Annotated in this window: 13 protein-coding genes; 8 read left to right on the forward strand and 5 right to left on the reverse strand. The window is 57.7% G+C overall.

Annotated features, from left to right (window positions below):
* Nucleotides 1-136: 136 nt before the first annotated feature.
* Nucleotides 137-2,143: an InlB B-repeat-containing protein gene (locus BIGA_RS09060; protein WP_162175556.1), complete on the forward strand. Its 2,007-nt coding sequence runs from the start codon at nt 137-139 to the stop codon at nt 2,141-2,143.
* Between the two features lie 556 nt (nt 2,144-2,699).
* On the opposite strand, the gene BIGA_RS08725 is transcribed toward BIGA_RS09060, so the two are convergent.
* The 4 genes from BIGA_RS08725 to BIGA_RS09965 form a co-directional block, all read right to left on the reverse strand.
* Nucleotides 2,700-3,932: an ISL3 family transposase gene (locus BIGA_RS08725; protein ID WP_081929630.1), complete on the reverse strand. Its 1,233-nt coding sequence runs from the start codon at nt 3,930-3,932 to the stop codon at nt 2,700-2,702.
* A 317-nt stretch (nt 3,933-4,249) separates the two neighbouring features.
* Complete coding sequence (locus BIGA_RS09065; RefSeq protein WP_162175557.1) at nt 4,250-6,382, reverse strand: InlB B-repeat-containing protein; 2,133 nt, start codon at nt 6,380-6,382, stop codon at nt 4,250-4,252.
* On the reverse strand, nt 6,375-7,652 hold the full coding sequence (locus BIGA_RS08735) for a tyrosine-type recombinase/integrase (RefSeq protein WP_081929633.1): 1,278 nt from the start codon (nt 7,650-7,652) through the stop codon (nt 6,375-6,377). Before BIGA_RS08735 ends, BIGA_RS09065 begins: the two co-directional genes overlap by 8 nt.
* 151 nt (nt 7,653-7,803) lie before the next feature.
* Entirely contained in the window at nt 7,804-8,346 is a 543-nt protein-coding gene (locus BIGA_RS09965) for a hypothetical protein (RefSeq protein ID WP_237744101.1), read from the reverse strand.
* Nucleotides 8,347-8,859: 513 nt separating this feature from the next.
* On the opposite strand from BIGA_RS09965, the gene BIGA_RS09970 reads away from it, so the two are divergent.
* From BIGA_RS09970 to BIGA_RS09380, 7 genes are all read left to right on the forward strand, one after another.
* The gene (locus BIGA_RS09970; RefSeq protein ID WP_237744102.1) at nt 8,860-9,090 is read left to right on the forward strand and encodes a hypothetical protein; all 231 of its coding nucleotides are present in this window, start codon (nt 8,860-8,862) and stop codon (nt 9,088-9,090) included.
* Nucleotides 9,091-9,219: 129 nt separating this feature from the next.
* Entirely contained in the window at nt 9,220-10,617 is a 1,398-nt protein-coding gene (locus tag BIGA_RS08745; RefSeq protein WP_156098680.1) for a glycosyltransferase family protein, read from the forward strand.
* A 21-nt stretch (nt 10,618-10,638) separates the two neighbouring features.
* Complete coding sequence (locus BIGA_RS08750) at nt 10,639-11,601, forward strand: glycosyltransferase family 2 protein (protein ID WP_237744103.1); 963 nt, start codon at nt 10,639-10,641, stop codon at nt 11,599-11,601.
* Nucleotides 11,602-11,703: 102 nt separating this feature from the next.
* On the forward strand, nt 11,704-12,606 hold the full coding sequence (gene rfbA, locus BIGA_RS08755; RefSeq protein ID WP_033507915.1) for a glucose-1-phosphate thymidylyltransferase RfbA: 903 nt from the start codon (nt 11,704-11,706) through the stop codon (nt 12,604-12,606).
* 103 nt (nt 12,607-12,709) lie between these two features.
* Nucleotides 12,710-13,525, forward strand: coding sequence for an ABC transporter permease (locus BIGA_RS08760; protein WP_033507914.1), 816 nt, complete (start codon nt 12,710-12,712; stop codon nt 13,523-13,525).
* Nucleotides 13,526-13,541: 16 nt separating this feature from the next.
* The gene (locus tag BIGA_RS08765; protein ID WP_081929651.1) at nt 13,542-14,741 is read left to right on the forward strand and encodes an ABC transporter ATP-binding protein; all 1,200 of its coding nucleotides are present in this window, start codon (nt 13,542-13,544) and stop codon (nt 14,739-14,741) included.
* 28 nt (nt 14,742-14,769) lie between these two features.
* Nucleotides 14,770-18,858 (forward strand): glycosyltransferase family 2 protein, encoded by a 4,089-nt coding sequence (locus BIGA_RS09380; RefSeq protein WP_081929637.1) that lies wholly within the window; start codon nt 14,770-14,772, stop codon nt 18,856-18,858.
* A gap of 165 nt (nt 18,859-19,023) precedes the next feature.
* Here the strand turns inward: BIGA_RS09380 and BIGA_RS08775 are convergent.
* Nucleotides 19,024-19,411, reverse strand: a 388-nt coding sequence (locus BIGA_RS08775; protein WP_034259935.1) for a transposase, incomplete at its 5' end; no start/stop codon positions are given.

Here is a 19,411-nt window from a genome sequence, read left to right on the forward strand (position 1 = left end):
CATACATAGTCGGGTGGGGAAAGTCCCCGCAGCGAACCCGATGTCCCTAGAAGAAAGGTTCCTGATGATGACAGGAAACAACAAGGTTTGGCGCGCGCCGGTCGCCGGCCTCGCCTCGGTCGCCATGCTCGCGACCATGGGTGTGAGCACCCTGACGGCCAACGCCGCCAACACGTACGACCTGACAAAGATGTATGCCGACGGCACCAGCGAGACCATTCATGGTGTCACCTCCATCGATGGTGCGCAGCTGGTTCCGGGTGCGGATCCCGCCGGTCAGACGGTTACCGGCTGGTACACCGAGGAAGGCAACGGCAACGGCACGAAGGTTCAGCCGGGCACGAAGATTACGGCTGATACGACGATTTACGAGCATTCCAGCGCCGATGTCTACACCGTGAATTTTGCGAATCCGGCTGGCAAGGACGTCATCGATGGCGTTGCCGAGTATGACGGCGATACCGACACCGATACGACGTATGTCGCCGAGGGTGATTCCCTTGCCGCTTGGCAGATTCCGGGCGATGACGGCGTTGCGAACCATCAGGTGCTCGCAGGCTGGACCGCCAACGGTGGCGCGGTCGATTTCAACGCTTCCATGAACCCCGCCGATTACGTGAGCATCTATAACGGTGAAGCCAGCGATTATGTGACGTTCACCGCCGTTGCGGCCGACGCTTGGACGGTCTCCTTCTACGGCGATAACGCGATTACGGGTTATGCCAACTACGATCTGTATGTCGGCGATAACGCTGTCGCTTCGCCTTATCAGGTGGATGTGAACAAGGATAACAGCAGCTACACCGGCACCATGCCGACCGCCAAGCTGCAGGGCCAGCCGGACAAGATTGCTGCCGTCTGGAAGACCAGCCGTGGTACGGACGACAAGAAGCTGACCGACTTCGACCCGTCCGCGAAGGTCACTTCGGATATGAATCTGTATCCGTTCAACGCCGTGGAGCACTTCACCGTGACGTTCGACGACCAGGTCGCCGGCACCGAGAACGCGACCGCCGACGTCGCCAAGGACGCCACCGTGTCCGCCCCGGCCGATCCGACCCGTGCCGATGGCAAGTACAAGTATGCCTTCGCCGGCTGGTACACGACCTCTGCTTGCGCTGACGCGGATGCCTACGATTTCAACACCAAGGTTACCAAGGACATCACTCTGTACGCGAAGTGGATCGTTTCCGCTGTGAAGGTCTCCTTCCAGCCGGGCTACGGTTCCGCCAAGCCGACCGAGATGTGGTTCGAGGACGGTGATGTGTTCGAGACCCCGGAGATGACGCGTGACGATTACGTGTTCGAGGGCTGGGGCACCATCACCAGCGTCGAAGGCAATGAAGTCGATGTCGAGGATCTCGCCGGCTATCAGGTCACCTTCGTCAATGGTGGCACCGCGGCCGATCCGACCGCCAAGCTGCAGGTCGTGACTCCGAACGGCGCTGATGGCTTCTATCACTACACGCTGGCGGCGTCCTACAAGGCTGAGTGGTATTCGTATGAGGAAGCCCTCTACGAGTTCGAGAGCCTCGTGAACGTCAATATGGATGCCGACAAGCAGAAGCTCTATACGGACTCCTATAAGGCCTATGTCGAGTCCTTCAAGAAGGACTACACGGAGGCCAAGAAGGCTGCCGCGAAGGGTGGCTACAGCCGTTCCGAGTATGATGCTCTGCTGGCTCAGCTGAAGGACATGCAGGCGAAGCTGGTCGAGGTTGGCGACACGAACCTCTATCGTGTCTACAACCCGAACAACGGCGACCACTACTTCACCACTTCGCAGGCTGAGGCTTCCGCTCTGGTCAAGCTCGGCTGGAACGCTGAAGGCGCGCCGTACAAGGTGGTGCTCAACCGTGTCACCAAGTTCGGCACTCCGATTTACAGCGCCTACAACCCGAACACCGGTGAGCATCTGCTGACCGAGAAGGGCGAGGCCGAGGCTCTGGCTCAGGTCGGCTGGGTGAACGAGGGCATCAAGTTCTACACGGTCCAGAATGGTTCCGAGTCCGTGGTTCGTGTGTACAACCCGAACACGAACGGCCCGGCCCACCTGTACACCGATGCGTCCGAGGCCAACGGCCTGGCCAAGATCGGCTGGAGCATCGACAACAACGGCGCCCCGGTCTTCACGCTCGACTGAGCATGAACTGAACCGAGTACCGGTTACACAACAATAGTCAGAGGAGTCCCTCCGGTTATCCGAGAGGGGCTCCTTCTTTTTGTGGTTCTGAAAACGAACACGACACGGACAAAGATACGACTTTCAAACCAGAACCGTTATTCGTGTCCGCATCTCACATTTCCTTGACTGTCGACGACCGTGGGAAAACCATCTGGATTTCGCCAACAATCTGTATCGTGCTCCTGTCGGAAAGTTCGGCAAATAACTAGGCTTCCTTTCATTCTAGGCGCAGCCATGCACACGGCAGTGCCATATTCTGTGAGGCCTGTGCGAACCTTTACAGCAGCAAGATGCTCTGCAGTGACTATCTGACGACTGTGGCTTTATCTGTTTATCGAGGCCGATCACGAAATAGATGAAACGTCGAGGCACTGTAATACGAAAAACCGGGATACCAAAGAACGTTCATATGGCTGTATGTTGCTATTGCAGTCGTCGTATCAATATCATTGAGTATTTTTGCTCAATCACTGAGCAAAAATAGGCCTTTCGCTGTTTGGTGTGGGTGGGTCTGTCAGGTGGTGACGGTGCTGAGGTCGAGTTTGCCGCAGGTCAGGTAGATCATGGTGCTGAAGTAGTCCATGTTCTTGAATCCGCGGGCTCGGGTCTTGACGTTCTGGATGACGCTGTTGAGTCCTTCGAGGATCGCGTTGGTGTAGGGGTGGTCGAAGTAGGCGAGGATGTCCCGCCAGTGGCGGCGTATCTGGCGGGCGAACTCTTTCATGGGTTCGAGTCGGGAGCGCGTCATCCACGAGCACAGACGCTTGAGGGCCGTCTCGGCCTCGGCTCGATCGGCGCTGGTGTCGTAGATGTCCCGGAGGGTCTCGCGCATCTGACAGGCGCGTCCGGTTTTCAATCGTTGCCGTTGCAGGCTGCGCTTGGTTTCCAATTGCAGGCCGGTCAGGTTCGATTCGTTCCTCAACCACAGGTACTTGGTCCGCCTGAGCAGCGCGTTGCCGCGGGCCTCCTGTTTGCGGACCTTGTCGACGGCCTCGTTGGCGTGTTTGATCACGTGGAACTTGTCGATGATTCTCGCCGCGTTGGGCAGCCGCTCGCGGATGCCCTTGGCGAACCCCAGGCTCATGTCGCAGGTAACCAGACGCACCCGGTCGGGATCGCCGTTGTGGTCCATGAAATCCCGCGCGAACCGTTTGATCGTGGTCGAGTCCTTGCCCGGGACCACGCAGATTACGTTGCGCTCCACCAGGTCGGCGACCACGGTGATGCACCGGTGGCCCTTCCGGCTGGTCTCGTCGATGCCTATGGCCTCCACGCCCGTGTAGTCCTCGTAAAGCCTCGCCTCGTCCACGTAATGGCGGATGAACCGCCACAGGCGGGTGTCATGTTCGCCGACCTGCTCGGCGATGTCCGCGACCGGCTGGCTTTTGGCCAGCTCCACGACCATCGCCTCGAACAGGAGCGTGAACCCGCTTCCCGTCCTCGCCCACGGCACCGGGACCGCGTGCACGCCGTGGGCGGGGCACGTCACGCGCGGCACGCCCGCGTGAATGAACGCCTTGTACTGGAAGAAGTTCAGATGCCGCCACACGCGCTCCCTCGCGTCATGCACCGGACACGCGGCCTCGCCGCACCCCGGTTCCGGGCAGGGGAACCGCGAACCCGCCGCGAACCCGATCGCGATATGCAGTTCCCGTCTGCCGTCCTCCTCGTCACGGAACTCCACGCCCGACACCCTCCACGGGTCAGGCAGTTGCAGGGCGGCGGTGAACAACGACGTGGTATCCATACCCCCAAACTACCCGACCAGCACCACCACCCCCCGACCCACTCACCCACACCAAACAGCGAAAGGCCCAAAAATACTCAAAGTATATGGTTTTGCATAGTCATCTGCAATTACGATGTTCCAAGAGAGAAAGGTTTCCGATCAACCTGCTTTCAGGCCCGCGTTTCCGTCGATAACACTTGCAGAAAAGCTGTGAACACACAGCGAATTACAACATATCGGCCGAAATTGCATGAAATGTAGACAGCAAAAAGGACTCCCCCACAAGGGGGAGTCCTCGATTTATTCAACCGTTAACGTCGCATCGGTATCAGGGTTCAGTCGAGCGTGAAGACCGGGGCGCCGTTGTTGTCGATGCTCCAGCCGATCTTGGCCAGGCCGTTGGCCTCGGACGCATCGGTGTACAGGTGGGCCGGGCCGTTCGTGTTCGGGTTGTACACACGAACCACGGACTCGGAACCATTCTGGACCGTGTAGAACTTGATGCCCTCTTTCACCCAGCCGACCTGAGCCAGAGCCTCGGCCTCGCCCTTCTCGGTCAGCAGATGCTCACCGGTGTTCGGGTTGTAGGCGCTGTAAATCGGAGTGCCGAACTTGGTGACACGGTTGAGCACCACCTTGTACGGCGCGCCTTCAGCCTGCCATCCCATGGCGACCAGAGCCTTATACTCACCCGTGTCAGTGGTGAAGTAGTGATCACCGTTGTTCGGGTTGTACACACGGTAGAGGTCGGTGTCGCCGACCTCAACCAGCTTGGACTGGATGCCATTCAGCATCTGCAGCATTTCGGAATACTCAGCCTTGGTGTAACCACCCTTAGCGAGCTCAGCCTTCTTAGCCAGATAATCCTGGAAGTCCGCCACATACTGCTCATAGGAAGCAGCGGTGTAGAGGTCCTGCGTCTCCGGGTCCAAGTTCACATCGACATAACCCTCGAGGGTACCCAGCTTCTCCCCGGCTTCGGGCTCCGGGGTCCACAGCGCCTCGTAGAGCGGGCCCAGAGTAGCAGACAATACCCCATCCTCACCATCAGACACAATATAGGTCAGCTGACCTTGCGGAGCATTTTCAGGCTCGGACTCGAGCGTGAGCTTGGTGCCATCAGTGGGGGCCATCCAACCAGCGAAGACATACCCATCACGCTCCGGAGCGGCAGGAGCCTTAAACGCGTCGCCGTCGCCATACCACTGCTCGATGACCTTGGAACCGGCGGAAACGGGATCGAAGGTGACCTTCATCTCGGACACCTTGAAGTAGGCCTGCAGATTCAGGTTGCCGGAAACCGGAGTGTTGAAATCATACTCTTTGCCACTGGTGGTGTCATACCAACCCGCGAACTCATACTTGTAGCTGTCGCTATCCTTCAGAGTCGGATCGGCGGGCTTCGAAACCTTGTTGCCCTTCTCGACCATCTGAGTCTCAGGAGCGTCGGAATAACCAGCCTCAGCGTTACCAGTGGTGAACGTCACGGTATAGGACTCGGCACCCGGCGTCGCAGGACACCACACCGTATTCGAATTCTCGGTCACAACGTCAGAAGCGTTGAACACGACCTTCTTGTCCTTATCCTTCACGAACTGCGTGGCGGCAACGGTCTTGTCGGCGTACACAAACGCGGCCGTCGGGACGGTGCCCTGGAACGGTTCGTTCAGCGGGGTCTCGATATTGACATCGTCGGTCTTGCCGTTCAGCTCAACGTGACGTTCAGTCTCACCCCACAGGTCATGAGCCCTGAACGTAACATACGTCGACTCCTTCCAAGCGGCCTTCAGCGCAATCGTAGTGCCCGTCTTGGGGAGAATGCCCGACAGATCATCGTCCGGCTTCACGGCAGCACCGGTCTGGACCGAGGTCCAGCCAGTCAGCATGTGGTCATCATCATAGGCATAGTCAGTCGGAACCTGCCAAGAAGCGACCTGATCCAGGACATCATCCCTGTAAGCCAGCGTCACGGGGTCATTGTCGGACAGCGTGACACCATCACCATCAAACGTCACCTGATACCGGGTCTCGGACCAATGCGCGTAAACGGTGGTGTTCGTCGTCACGCCCGGCTGAACGGCCGTATCGGGGGCACCATACTGATCAGTCGTGTACCAACCGGTGAACGCGGCGTGAGAACCTTCCAGAGCACTAGTAGCCAGCTGAATCTCGCTCGAATCGAGCTTACCGTTATCGTTGCTGTCTTCTACCGTGAACTCGCTCTTGCCGTTATTGAAGGTCAAACCGTTACCTTCAAAGGTGAACTCCACATCAGCGGCGTTGGCCGTCAGGGCGCTCACACCCACGGTCGCGAGCATGGCGACCGAGGCGAGACCGGCGATCGGCGCACGCCAAATCTTGTTGTTTCCTGTCATTGTCAGGAACCTTTCTTCTAGGGACATAGGTTCTGCGGGAAAAACACTTTGGAAATAACCAGATTGCATGGTACTGATCAATTGATCAGTCACGCTTGGACACGATGGCTGTGGTTCGTTCGGCATCGATGACGTCCGCCACTTGCCCGAGACGTTCCGGGAACAAGAATCCGTAGATGTCCAGCGTGAGACTGGCCGATGTGTGACCCATTTGACGCTGAAGGATTTTTACATCGGCTCCTGCTGTTATCGCGATGGCGGCATAAGAATGCCGCAGGCTGTGCGGTGTCAGCCCCTCGATATCTTCGAGTCCGGCGAGTTGCACGGCTTTCCGCCAAATTCGTCGACGCCAGTTGTGATCGTTGATATGTCCTCCTTTGACGGCTCGGAACACGTAAGCTGTCTCAGGCTGTTCTTTGACGAGCTCGCGTAGCGGCTGGGCCAGGAATTTCGGGAATGCCACCGTCCTTGGTCTGCCGGATTTGGGTGGGCCCAGTCGCTGCGCCTTGGCACTGTTCTTCCATGTGCGCCGTACGCGTATCTGTCTTTTCTCGAAGTCAATATCACCTACCTGTAAGGCGAACGTTTCATTGATTCTGGTACCTACATAGCTCTGAAATCTTATGATGGTGCCGTCTACGGGTCTCCCGACCCGTTCTGCCGCGTCCGCCAGAGCTTCGATTTCACGGATGTCAAGGAAAACGAGGTCTTTGTATTCCGGTTTGGGGATTTCTACGTCGCGCGCTGGATTTTCCATGAGGTATCTCACTTTGACTGCGTAATCAAGCACCCCTGCGAATACCACCTTGACTATGCTTTTGATACTGCGCGGCGAAAGCGGCTTGGGATTGTGTTTCCAGTGCAGCTTCGCGGGATAGTTTCCGGTCGAGAGCTCAGTGACCCAACGCGCGATATCGTCATGACGGATGGCTCCGATGGGTACATTCGACCATTTCGGGTTTATATACGTGCGAAGCTCGCATTCGTATCGGGCTCGAACGCCCTCGCTGACATTGTTTTTGGATCTGAGCCACATGTCAGCGACGTCTTTGAACTTACGTTTGGCGTCGCTCGGATTGACGTAACGCCCGCAACGCACTTCGTCCTCCATCGAAGCTCGGAAGGCTTCGGCATCGGTCAGTTTGGCGAATGATTTTGAATGTTGCTTGCGTGTCGTGCCTTTCACGCTGTACCAGCGGCAGCGCCAGCGCATGCCGTGCCCATAACGGGAAGTGCGCCATCGTTGTGGGACTTTGGCGCGTAAGGGGTCGCTCGACGCGGCGAGCGAACGTTTCGCCAACGATGACGGGGGTATTCCATTGTCGTCTTTCAACCAGAGATCATCAATCCAGACTTTTGCCATGAGCCTACGTTAGATGCGTAAACGCCACTGAATATGGTCTTCATTGGACACGATGGGAACACGATGCGTCGAATGTCTTGGAGCGAGGTGCCTCGTTTGAAAGTGAGCGCGAAACTGTGGCTGGTGCCTCACCAAAAGTGGGCGCGAGATCCTAGTCGGTGTCGGCTGGTGTGTCGTTGTTGTGGTCTTCCGGTTGGACGCCCGTGATGCGTGCGAGTGTCCTGTCCAAGTATGCCATGTCGGGGCCGAGTCTTTTCTCGAGCCGGCGTGTGCGGGGCAGTGCCATGTCCTCGAGTTGGTCCTGGATGGCGTGGACTCGTCGGACGAGCTCGGCCGGGTTGGTCCCGGAGAGGATCGTCTCAATCCGTTCGCGCCGGCCGGGCAGGATGAACCCGGCACCGCCGTCGGCGCGGTCCCGTTCGTCGAGCCGTTTGAGCCTCTCCCACGGGGTCGCGGGCCGGTCGTAGACGCGCCGCGGCCTGCCGTCGCGCGTGCAGGATCTGCCGATGGGCTTCTTGGATGGGGTGAACAGGTTCATCTTGATCGAGACGAGCTCCCACAGCTCGTTCAGCAGGTCGAGCTCGGGCGGCTCGTACCGGTAATAGAACGCGTGGCGTCTGACGACGTGGTTGTTCCTGGATTCGGCGGTGGCCTGGTCGTTCTTCCGGTACGGCCGGCTCCTGGTCTGTTCCACGTCGATGGCCTGGAGGTGGGCGATGAAGTCCGCGTTGATGAACTCGCTGCCGTTGTCGCCGTCCGTGGGAGCGGATACGGAACGGGAGACGCTCCTCGATCACGGCCTCGGCCAGGGAGAGGTTGCGGTACGCGTTGTTGCGGGCGGACGCGTTCTCGGTCCACCCGGTCGCGAAGTCGACCACGGTCAAAGTGCGGCAGAACTCGCCCCTGAGGCTGGGACCACAGTGGGCGACGGTGTCGGCCTCCACGTCGCCGGGAAGCCCGTCCAGCTCGTCGGACGCCTTCCTGATCGTGATCGAGTTGCGCAGCAGTTCGCCCGCCGGCCGCGTGGACGCCAATCCCCTGGGCCGGGCCGCGTCGCGCACCGGTCTGAGGTACCGGTCGACCGTGGCCGCGCTCATCGCCATGAGCTCGTCGAACACGTCCCCCGCCATAGTCGTCGAGCTCCCCGCACGCGCGCAGCACGGGCAGCCACTGCGGCAGCATCGCCTTCAGATACTTGCCGCACGGCATGTCCATCAACATCCACACCTCCCGCAGCAGCTGCCTCGACCGGTCCGAATACCGGCATGGCCGCTCGGCCCGCCGCCGCTCGGCGGATCCCTCGCGCGAGGCCGCGGCGAGCCTGCGTCTGGCGGTGCTCCTGCCTATCCCCAGCGTCTCGCACATGCGGTCGAGGATGACGCCCTTGTCCTTCTTCGATGCCTTCGCGTACTCGTCCCTGAACCGCAGGGTGATCTGATGCTTCGTCGCCATGCCGATCCTGTCTTCCATGAGACCAGCCAAACAGACCGACCCGGTTTCGCGCTCATTCCCGATGAGGCACCACTACACATTTCGCGCTCAAAAAACGTGAGGCACGTCGGGAGCTATGCACGCTGAAAGCGTGCTGTATGATGGCTTTGTGAACACACGGCGATGGTTACTGACATGTGGGTCCGCGTTCCGGCGCATTGCGGGGAATGTTGCGGAGCAACGCTGTTATGGCGCGTTGAGGTGGTGTCTGCTGGCGTTATGCGGAGCGTTCTATATGTGGATCGCCGGGAAAATCGGGTTGGGCGCCACCGACGGCGGTCCCGACGAGATGATGCGATCGCTGATTCCCCGATGCATGATCAATGGCAATTGGCTACCGTCGGGTTATGACAGTTGTGCCATCTACGGAATTGGCAATTGGTCATACGCGTTTTATCCCCAGTTCATTGCCGCGTATCTGAGCGCATTTTTCATGAGTATCGCCAAAATGCTTGGAATGTCCGCGAGCATGATTTTCATGTGGGGCCGTGGGGCGAGCATCGTTTTCGGGTTGGTGACGTTGTTCTGCGTTAGCGAAACGGTTTCCGTCGTGTTTCGTGGCGCCCGGAACCGTGGCCTGATGGTGTGCCTGGCCGTGGCTTTGATGGGAGCGTGGCCCCAGTTCGCTTTTCTGAGCTCATATATGAATAACGATATCGCCGCAATGTGCGGTGTTACGTTGTTGGTCTATGCCATGGTTTCGGGCGTCAAGGACGGATGGCGGCTCCGCAACGCGCTGGTGCTGAGCTTGGGCGTGATCGTGGCCGGGCTTGGGTACTGGAATGCGTATGGATTCGTGTTGGTTGCGATTTGCGTGTTCATTGCCACGGCACTTCTGCAGAACCGTGACGACATGGTGAAAGGCGTGCGGTTGATCGCCGTCGCTGCCGGTGTTTGCGCCGTGGTGGTGCTGCCGTTCTTCGCCGTCAATGTGGTGCGCTACGGCGACCTGATCGGCATGTCCACATTCCACGAGCGATATGTGGAATGGCTCGCCGCGGGCGGGGAGGTGCTGCAGCATCCGTGGCGCGACACCGTGGATGAATTGTTCTTCGAATCCAATTTCGTCCAGGACACCGTCCAATCGTTCATCGGCGATCTTGGATACATGGCGGTCACGATGCCATATGCGAAGTACCTGCTGTATATCACTTGGACGCTGATCGGCACGGGGCTGTTCCTGTCTGTGGTTCCCCGTTATGCCAGGAACGTGAAGTTTCTCACGGTTGCGATTGCGGTGCTGGCCGCATCGGCGATTACGCTGTGCCTGTACATGTATTACAATCTCAACACGGATTATCAGCCGCAGGGACGGTACATCATCTATTTGCTCGTCCCATTGGTGATCGGCATCGTTGCTGGCATCGGCAAGGTCTATGAGTTTCGTGGGATGATACCGAAGATCGTGCTTCTGCTGGCGGTAATATGGTATGTTAGCGTTGGCGTGGACTTTTTTCGTCACGACTGTGAATGAGCAGGGATGGGAGGGTGTGCTGTGGACGGGGCTGATATAGATCGGCTGAAAACCATCGAGGTGCTGGTTCCCTGCTATAACGAGGAATCGGTGCTTCCTCTGCTGTTCGAACGGTTGGACTCGCTTGCCGTTGCGGTGGGCGAGCAGGGGAAGCCGTATCGGTTGGCGTTCCTGTTCGTCGACGACGGTTCGAAGGACGGGACCCGTGATCTGATTCGTGGCTATGCGGTCGGCCGAGATGATGTAAAATACGTGTTCCTGTCGCGTAATTTCGGCAAGGAGACTGCGATGCTTGCGGGCATCGATATCGTGGACGCCGATGCCTTGGTCATCATCGATGCTGATTTGCAGGATCCGCCGGAGCTCATTCCGGAGATGGCCGATCTGTGGTTGTCCGGATACGAGGATGTCTATGCCCGACGGCGTTCCAGAAAAGGGGAGAGTTGGCTGAAAAAGGTCACATCGCATTTATATTATTCCCTGTTGCAGAAAGTTACGAATATCGACATTCAGCGGGATACCGGCGATTTTCGCCTTCTGGACAGAAAATGCGTCGAGGCGTTGAAACGGCTTCGCGAGACCGATCGTAATTCCAAGGCCTTGTTCAGCTGGATCGGATTCAAGAAGATCGAGTTCATCTATGACCGCGACGCAAGGGCCGCCGGCAAAACAAAGTGGAACTACATACAGCTGGTCAAACTGGCACTGGATGGCATCACCTCGTTCACGGTGGCGCCGTTGCGCGTGATGACGCTCATCGGCGGTGTGATTTCGCTATGCGCGGTGGTCTATGCGTTGGTGGTCTTCGTCAGGACCTTGGTCTGGGGCATCGATGTTCCCGGATATGCGTCATTGCTGATCATCGTCCTTGTGCTGGGCGGAATCCAATTGATCGGATTGGGCATAATCGGCGAATATCTCGGACGTGTGTTCGTGCAGACGAAGAACCGCCCGAATTACTTTGTCGAAGAAGAAAAGTTGTAGAGGGTTTGCGATAAAAGGGCCATCCTCGTCCGGGCGGTTTCCGTCCCTCCTTCCCTCTGATTATCCTTGAGACAGGACACCAACAACGAAAGCAGGTTCTTCATGAAGGGCATCATTCTCGCCGGTGGTTCGGGTACACGGTTATATCCGTTGACGACGGTGACGTCGAAACAGTTGCTTCCTGTGTATGACAAACCGATGATCTACTATCCGCTGAGCGTGATGATGATGGCGGGAATCCGTAACATCCTGATCATTTCCACGCCGCATGATCTGCCGAATTTCGAACGTTTGTTGGGCGACGGTTCGCAGTACGGCGTCCGGTTCTCCTATAAGGTGCAGCCGAGCCCGGATGGCTTGGCACAGGCCTTTTTGTTGGGAGAGGAGTTCATCGCGGGGGAGCCGTGCGCGTTGGTGCTGGGTGACAACATCTTCTACGGCAACGGGCTGACCCGTACGTTGCGCGGTGCCGTGAAGAAGGCCGAAGAGGGCGTCGCCACGGTGTTCGGCTATTACGTGGATGATCCGGAGCGGTACGGCGTGGTGGAATTCGATGCGAATCACAGGGCAGTGAGCATCGAGGAGAAGCCTGCCGTGCCGAAGTCGAATTATGCGGTGACCGGCTTGTATTTCTACGACTCCCGTGTGGTCGAATATGCGAAGAAGGTGCGGCCGTCGGCGCGTGGCGAGCTGGAGATCACCGATCTGAATCGTATGTATCTGGAGGACGGCACGCTGAGCGTGCGCACGTTGGGGCGCGGTTATGCCTGGCTGGATACCGGCACGATGGATTCGCTGTTCGAAGCGGGGGAGTTCGTTCGCACCGTGCAGAGGGCACAAGGTTTGCCAATCGCCGTGGCTGAAGAGATTGCGTACGAGAACGGGTGGATCGACCGGGAACAGCTCCTCAAATCAGCGGAGAAGTACGGCAAGAGCCCCTATGGCAAGCATCTCAAGGATGTCGCCGACAACAAGATCATCGCCGGTCCCCGTTATGAAGATTGACGGCAAACGCGCGAATCGGTCGTGGGAGCCGTCGGTGTGGGCCGACGGTTTGGTACAGTATCGGTACCGGCGATGAACATTGCGGGTCGAAGGAGCGGACAGAGTGAGCATACTGGAGATTTTTTCCCATAAGAACTGGCTGTTGCTGAAGGCCATGGTGTCTTCGGACTTCAAATTGCGGTACAAGCAGTCGATGCTGGGATACTTGTGGTCAGTGCTCAAGCCGCTGATGCTGTTTGGCGTCATGTATGTGGTCTTCATCCACTTCCTGCGCTTCGGCGACAGCGTGCCCCACTTTTCCGTCGGTCTGCTGTTGGGCATCGTCATGTGGAACTTTTTCTCGGAGACGACCTCTGGGGGACTGAACGCCGTGGTCGGTCACGGCGACCTGCTGCGCAAGATCAAGTTTTCGAAATACATCGTCGTCGTGTCCGCCGCCACGAGCGCGCTGATCAATCTCGGCATAAGCTTCGTCGTTGTGATGCTGTTCGCACTGGCCAACGGCGTGCACTTCACATGGTCGGCGCTGCTGATCATACCGATTTTCATCGAGCTGTTCTTTCTTGCCTTGGGCGTTGCCTTTTTTCTGGGAGCGGCGTACGTGTATTTCCGTGACCTCAGTCCGATTTGGGAAGTCGTGATGCAAGCGGGTTTCTACGCCACGCCGATCATCTATCCGGTATCTCTCGTGGTCACGAACGCCGGCGAGTTCATCGCCAGGCTGCAGTTGCTGCTGAATCCCGCGGCACAGATCGTGCAGGATGCCCGTCATGTGCTCATCGCTCCCGAAAACGTGACGGTATGGGAGAACTGGCCGCCGTATATCGCGGTCATACCGGTGATTCTTTCGTTCCTGATTTTCCTGGGCGGATTGAAGTTCTATACAGCCAAGTCGAAGTCGTTTGCGGAATTAGTGTGAGGGGAGCGGCACGATGATGAACAAGGAAATGCAGCTGCCGGAAGACGTGGCTTTGAGGGTCACTGACGTCTCCAAAAGCTTCAAACTGCCGACCGAACGCGCGGGCAGTCTGAAAAACGCCTTGGTCAACTGGGCGCGTGGCATACGGGGATACCGCATTCAGCAGGTTCTCGAGGGGATCACCTTCGATGTGCATAAGGGCGATTTCTTCGGCATCGTGGGAAAGAACGGTTCCGGCAAGTCTACGCTGCTGAAGATCATCTCGGGCATCTACGCGGCGGATACCGGGACGGTGCAGACCGTGGGCAAGCTGGTGCCGTTCATCGAGCTTGGCGTCGGATTCAACCCGGAGCTCACCGGCCGTGAGAACGTCTATCTCAACGGCGCGATGCTGGGCTTCTCCAACGATGAGATCGACGCGATGTATGACGACATCGTCGAATTCGCGGAGCTCGGCGATTTCATGGAACAGAAGCTCAAAAACTATTCGAGCGGCATGCAGGTGCGTCTGGCGTTTTCCGTGGCCATCAAATCACAAGGCGACATCCTGGTGCTCGATGAGGTGCTTGCCGTCGGTGACGAGGCATTTCAGAAGAAATGCCAGGATTATTTCTTCGAAGCGAAACGCAAGAAGAAGACGATCATCCTGGTGACCCACTCGATGGCGGATGTCCGTCGGTACTGCAATCGCGCCATGTTCATCCAGGACGGCCGGATCGCCCAGATCGGCGATCCCGACCTGATCGCCGATGCCTATTCGAATTCATTCCTCGGTACCACTGCGACCGTGGGGAGCGGCACCAAAGGTTACGGTCATGACGCTACGCTCGATGGCATCGAGATTCAGGTCGACGGTGCCGAGCAGCAGTATCTCGACCAGTACGAGGATTTCGACATCGTCGTCGACCTGGATTGCAAACGAGATCTGCGTTCGGATCAGATTCATATCGATGTCGTAGATGGTCGCGGTTGGATGGCGTTCTCGCTGCCGAACCAGGGCGAGAAGCCGTTCATTATCACCAAGGGCAAACACCGTCTGACGTTCCATGTGCAGAATGTGCTTGCGTTTGGTGACTACCATATCGACGTTGCCTTTGATGATGGCAACGACCGTTACCTCATCGCCCAGCGCGCCTACAGCTTCCATCTTGTCGGACACGCCGTCGCCGCCAGTCCGTTGACGGTGCCTCATTCCACCTGCGTTATGGACCACTGACCGAACCGCGAATCGAGAGAGTAGACCCATGTACAAGCTTATAGACGATACGAACTACAGCGCGTTCATCGAGTCCGTTGAAACGAAACGCACCAGCGTCTCGACGACGGTGGCGGTGATTCGCGGGTGGGCCGTCGATAAATTCCGGAAGACCGCGATGACTGTGACGGTCGAGGACCCCCATGTGACGGTGAAGCAGACGGAACGCGGCGACGTGGCTGACGTCTTCGAGCTTGATCATCATGAGCCTGCGGGTTTCAGGATCGAAACGGCCTCGCAGGACCGGCGGATCACGCTAAGGCTCAGCGGTCCGGGAACGTCGGTCGAGAAAAACATTGACGTCGCGAACGTGCGCCGTATGTTGCGGATGCAGGGGATGAAAACCCGTGCCCGTCGTTGGACGTCGTATGCATTGAACGTATGGCATCCTTCGGGGTTCCGCGCGGTGGCGGATGTCGTTCGTCGCAGGGTGGTTACGGGTGATCCCGGCTATAACATGTGGATCAAACGGCATGAGACGATGAATCGTCGTGACGCGGAGGCGCTGCAACGCGGTTTCGCCAGGCGTCCGTTGATTTCGATCGTCACTCCCGTGTACAACGTCGAGGAGCAATGGCTTCGCCGTCTGGTGCAGAGCATGAAGGACCAATGGTATCCGAACTGGGAACTGTGTCTGGCCGATGACTGTTCGCCGGCGCCGCATATCAAGCCGTTGCTGGAGGAACTCGCCCGTGAGGATCCGCGAATCAAGGTGGTGTTCCGGACCGAGAACGGGCGTATCGCGAAGGCGACCAATTCCGCCATTGAACTGGCCTGTGGCGAATACGTTGGTTTCATGGACAATGATGACGAGCTTCCGCCCCAGGCGTTGTTCGAGGTCGTTCGCGCGGTGAACAAGCGTCCCGATATTGATTTCATCTACACCGATGAGGACAAGATCAACGAACAGGGTGTGCGGTTCGATCCGTTCTTCAAACCCGGGTTTTCTCCGATGCTGTTGCTCGGACACAACTACATCACGCATTTCGTCGTGGTGAGTCGTGGACTGCTTGATAAGGTTGGTTATCTGCGCGCCGAGTATGACGGAAGCCAGGATTACGATTTCGTATTGCGTGCGACGGAGCAGGCGCGTTGCGTGCATCATATCCCGCAGATTCTGTATCACTGGCGTACGCTTGACAGTTCAGTAGCGGGGGATCCCCGCAGTAAGATGTATGCCTACACAGCGGGACAAAGGGCTCTCGAGGATGCGATGCGCCGTCGGGGGATCGATGCGGTCGTGACGATGCTGGATAATTACGGCACTTACAAGATCGACTGCCGGTTCGACCAGCCAAAAGTGACTGTGGTCGTGAGTTCGTATACGGACGAGCAGCTTGATCACCTGCGTCGGATGACGGATTATCCATGTGCCGAATTCATCCGGTCGTCGTCCTTTGACTCGGAACGTGTGGATACCGAGTATGTGATGTTGTTGGACGGGTTGATGCCGCAGGCCTCCGACTGGCTTCGGGAAATGGTGAACTACGGTCGGTTCCCCGGAGTCGGCATCGTCGGCGGCAAGACTTTCGACAGGAACGACCGCGTATTAAACGCAGGACTCACGCTTCGGGCGATGCGGACGTCGCAGCCGTTCGAGATGCGCGGAAAATGGGATGAAGGAATCGGATATTATTTCCGTGATATTCTGCCACGTGAGATGTTCGCGGTCACTGAGGACTGCATGCTGATCCCGCTGGAGGACTACCGGAAACTGCACGGTCCGGACAAGACCCTGCCCGCGGGCATGCGGGGTGTGGACATATGCGTCAGGGAACGTGCCCAGCTGAAGAAGCGTGTGGTATGGCAGCCGTATTCGGCTTTCGTCGATATCAAGGCCAATCCGATCGCCCTCGACAAGGCGGACATCGTCGATTATGTCTCGCAGCACCTGGGACTGACGGATCCGTATGCCGCCGCCGCCTTCCCCTATGCACAGCAGGAACAGCCGGGACTTGCGTACTCCATCGATTCCGTGGATTGGGAGGATGGTTCGAGACAATACCGAATCATCGGCTGGGCGGCGGATCTGCACAGCAGAGATGTGCCGGAATTGTCCTTGGTCAAAAACGGTTGGGCACATTTGGACTCTCTCGAACGGACGTTGCGCCCGGATGTCAACGCCCGGTTCAATCTGCCGGGAGACAGGATGTACGGGTTCGTGGTCTTCGTCTCCGTGGATGATACCGTGATGGAATCCGGCGATCATACGTTGAAATTCCGCATGGTCACTGCGACTGACAGGAAAATCGCCAAGGTCCACGTGTCCTCGACCAGGATGGGGCGCAGACTGTCGGATGCCATGGGGAAAGCGCGTGTGTTGCGTTATCCGAGAAGCACGTTCTTCCGTTTGAAGGACCGTTTCATGAAGGGGCGTTGGCAGACGATTCGCTACCGCAGGCTTGTTGCGAAAACCGAACGTTTCGATGCCGATGCCATCGCCCGGGAAATAGCGGATATGCAGTACAAGCCATTGATTTCGCTGTTGGTTCCCGTATACAACGTCGAACCTCGTTGGCTGCGTCGCTGCGTGGAATCCGTACGACAGCAGTTCTATCCGAACTGGGAGCTTTGCCTGGCGGACGATTGCTCGACCGATCCGAGGGTGCGCGCCACACTTGAGGAACTGGTTGCGCAGGATTCGCGTATCAAGGTGGTGTTCCGTGAAAAGAACGGGCACATCTCGCGTGCGACGAATTCGGCTCTTGAAATCGCAGTCGGCGAATTCATCGGATTGCTGGACAACGACGATGAACTGCCTCCGCATGCCTTGTATGAGGTCGTTAAAGTGTTGAATGCTGATAATGGCCTCGATTTGATCTATACGGACGAGGACAAGATCGACGAGCAGGGGAAGCGCTTCAGCCCACATTTCAAGCCGGACTATTCGCCGGATCTGCTGCTAAGCACGAACTACATCAGTCATTTCGGCGTATACCGCAAATCGATCGTCGATGAGATTGGTGGACTGCGCGTAGGTTACGAGGGGTCGCAGGATTATGATCTGGTGCTGCGTTTCGTTGAACATACTACGCGTGATCGGATCTGCCACATTCCAAAGGTGCTGTATCACTGGCGGACGCTGGCCACGTCGACCGCATCCAGCGGCAATGCAAAGAGCTACACCTCCGATGCAGGCCTTCGCGCCCTGCGGTCCGCGATGGATCGGCGCGGCATTCCCGCGGAGGTGCATCTGGAGGGGCCCAACGGCATTTATGACGTGGAATATGACATCGCCGAACCGGCATTGGTTTCGGTCATTATCCCGACGAAAAACGGGTACGATAATATCGAGCGATGCCTGAATTCCATTATTGAGAAGACCACGTATGAGAATTACGAGATCATCATCGCGGATAACGGCAGCACCAATGAGAAGATGTTTGATCTGTACGACCGGTACCGTGAACGGTTAGGTGACCGTTTCCATGTGGAGGAGATCGATATCCCCTTCAATTTCTCGCGCATCAACAATCTCGCCGCGCAAAAGGCCCAAGGCCGGTATCTGCTGTTCATGAACGATGATACCGAAGTCATCATGCCGGATTGGATGCGCACGATGGTGTCGTTCTGCCAGCTTGAACGTGTGGGTGTAGTCGGGGCGAAGCTGTACTACCCGGACAATACCATCCAGCATGCCGGCATCGTGCTCGGACTGACGGGGGTGGCCGGGCATATCCAGGTCGGGTTCCCTCGGGGTGATTTCGGGTATTTCGGCAGGCTGATAGAGAACGTGAACTATTCGGCCGTGACCGCAGCGTGCTGCATGGTCAAGGCCGAGGATTTCCGTGCGGTCGACGGATTCGACGAGGATCTCGCGGTGGCCTATAACGATGTCGATCTATGCATTCGCATCGGCAGGCTCGGTCGTGACATCGTGTGGGCTCACGAGGCGGAACTTTACCATTTCGAATCGGTGACCCGTGGCTACGACGTCAAAAACGAGCGGAAGAAGGCCCGGTTGCAGACCGAGGCGAAGAAGCTCTACGCCAGATATACGGATTTGATTGATAACGATCCGTACTACAACCCAAATCTCTCGAGGACATCGGGCAACTATTGGGTCAGAAAGGTCTGACGCCACCGATATGACGACAGCGGGCCGGAACCCCATGACTGGTTTCGGCCCGCTGCTCATTGCATCAGTATATGATGGCGCAGTATACGAATGCGGCGCATGTTTCGGGGTCGGTTGTGCCCGAAGTCTTGCGCAAAAGCGGTCTGGCCCGTTGCCGGGTCGGTTTCAGTCGGTTGTCTGCATGGTGTCACCGAGCCGGGACATGTCCAGGTAGCGGCGCGTGGACCATTGGTTGGCGGTGACGTATCGGATGCGCGCGCAGACGAGCATGAGCGCGCTCCTGCCGTCGGGGAACGAGCCGACCACGCGCGTCCTGCGGCGGATCTCCCGGTTGAGCCGTTCGATCATGTTGTTCGTGCGGATCCGCCGCCGGTGCTCGACGGGATACTCGTCGAGCAGGTAGGTGGTCGCCTCGCCGACGCCCTCCCGCAGGCATGAGGCCGCGGCCTTCAATCCCGTGGATTCCATCTGCGCGGCCACGCATTCGGCCTTCTCCAACGCGGATTCCCGGGATTCCATGGCGAATATGGCCTTGAGCGCCGACGCGGCCCAT

This window comes from Bifidobacterium pullorum subsp. gallinarum (assembly GCF_000741215.1).
GTDB classification, from domain to species: domain Bacteria; phylum Actinomycetota; class Actinomycetes; order Actinomycetales; family Bifidobacteriaceae; genus Bifidobacterium; species Bifidobacterium pullorum_B.

What these genes read in the sequence shown, in the direction of transcription:
- BIGA_RS09970 (WP_237744102.1), top strand. Translation starts at nt 8,860, where the DNA reads ATGTCCATCAACATCCACACCTCCCGCAGCAGCTGCCTCGACCGGTCC.
- BIGA_RS09060 (WP_162175556.1), top strand. Translation starts at nt 137, where the DNA reads ATGGGTGTGAGCACCCTGACGGCCAACGCCGCCAACACGTACGACCTG.
- rfbA (WP_033507915.1), top strand. Translation starts at nt 11,704, where the DNA reads ATGAAGGGCATCATTCTCGCCGGTGGTTCGGGTACACGGTTATATCCG.
- BIGA_RS08735 (WP_081929633.1), bottom strand. Translation starts at nt 7,652, where the DNA reads ATGGCAAAAGTCTGGATTGATGATCTCTGGTTGAAAGACGACAATGGA.
- BIGA_RS08725 (WP_081929630.1), bottom strand. Translation starts at nt 3,932, where the DNA reads ATGGATACCACGTCGTTGTTCACCGCCGCCCTGCAACTGCCTGACCCG.
- BIGA_RS09380 (WP_081929637.1), top strand. Translation starts at nt 14,770, where the DNA reads ATGTACAAGCTTATAGACGATACGAACTACAGCGCGTTCATCGAGTCC.
- BIGA_RS08765 (WP_081929651.1), top strand. Translation starts at nt 13,542, where the DNA reads ATGAACAAGGAAATGCAGCTGCCGGAAGACGTGGCTTTGAGGGTCACT.
- BIGA_RS08745 (WP_156098680.1), top strand. Translation starts at nt 9,220, where the DNA reads ATGCACGCTGAAAGCGTGCTGTATGATGGCTTTGTGAACACACGGCGA.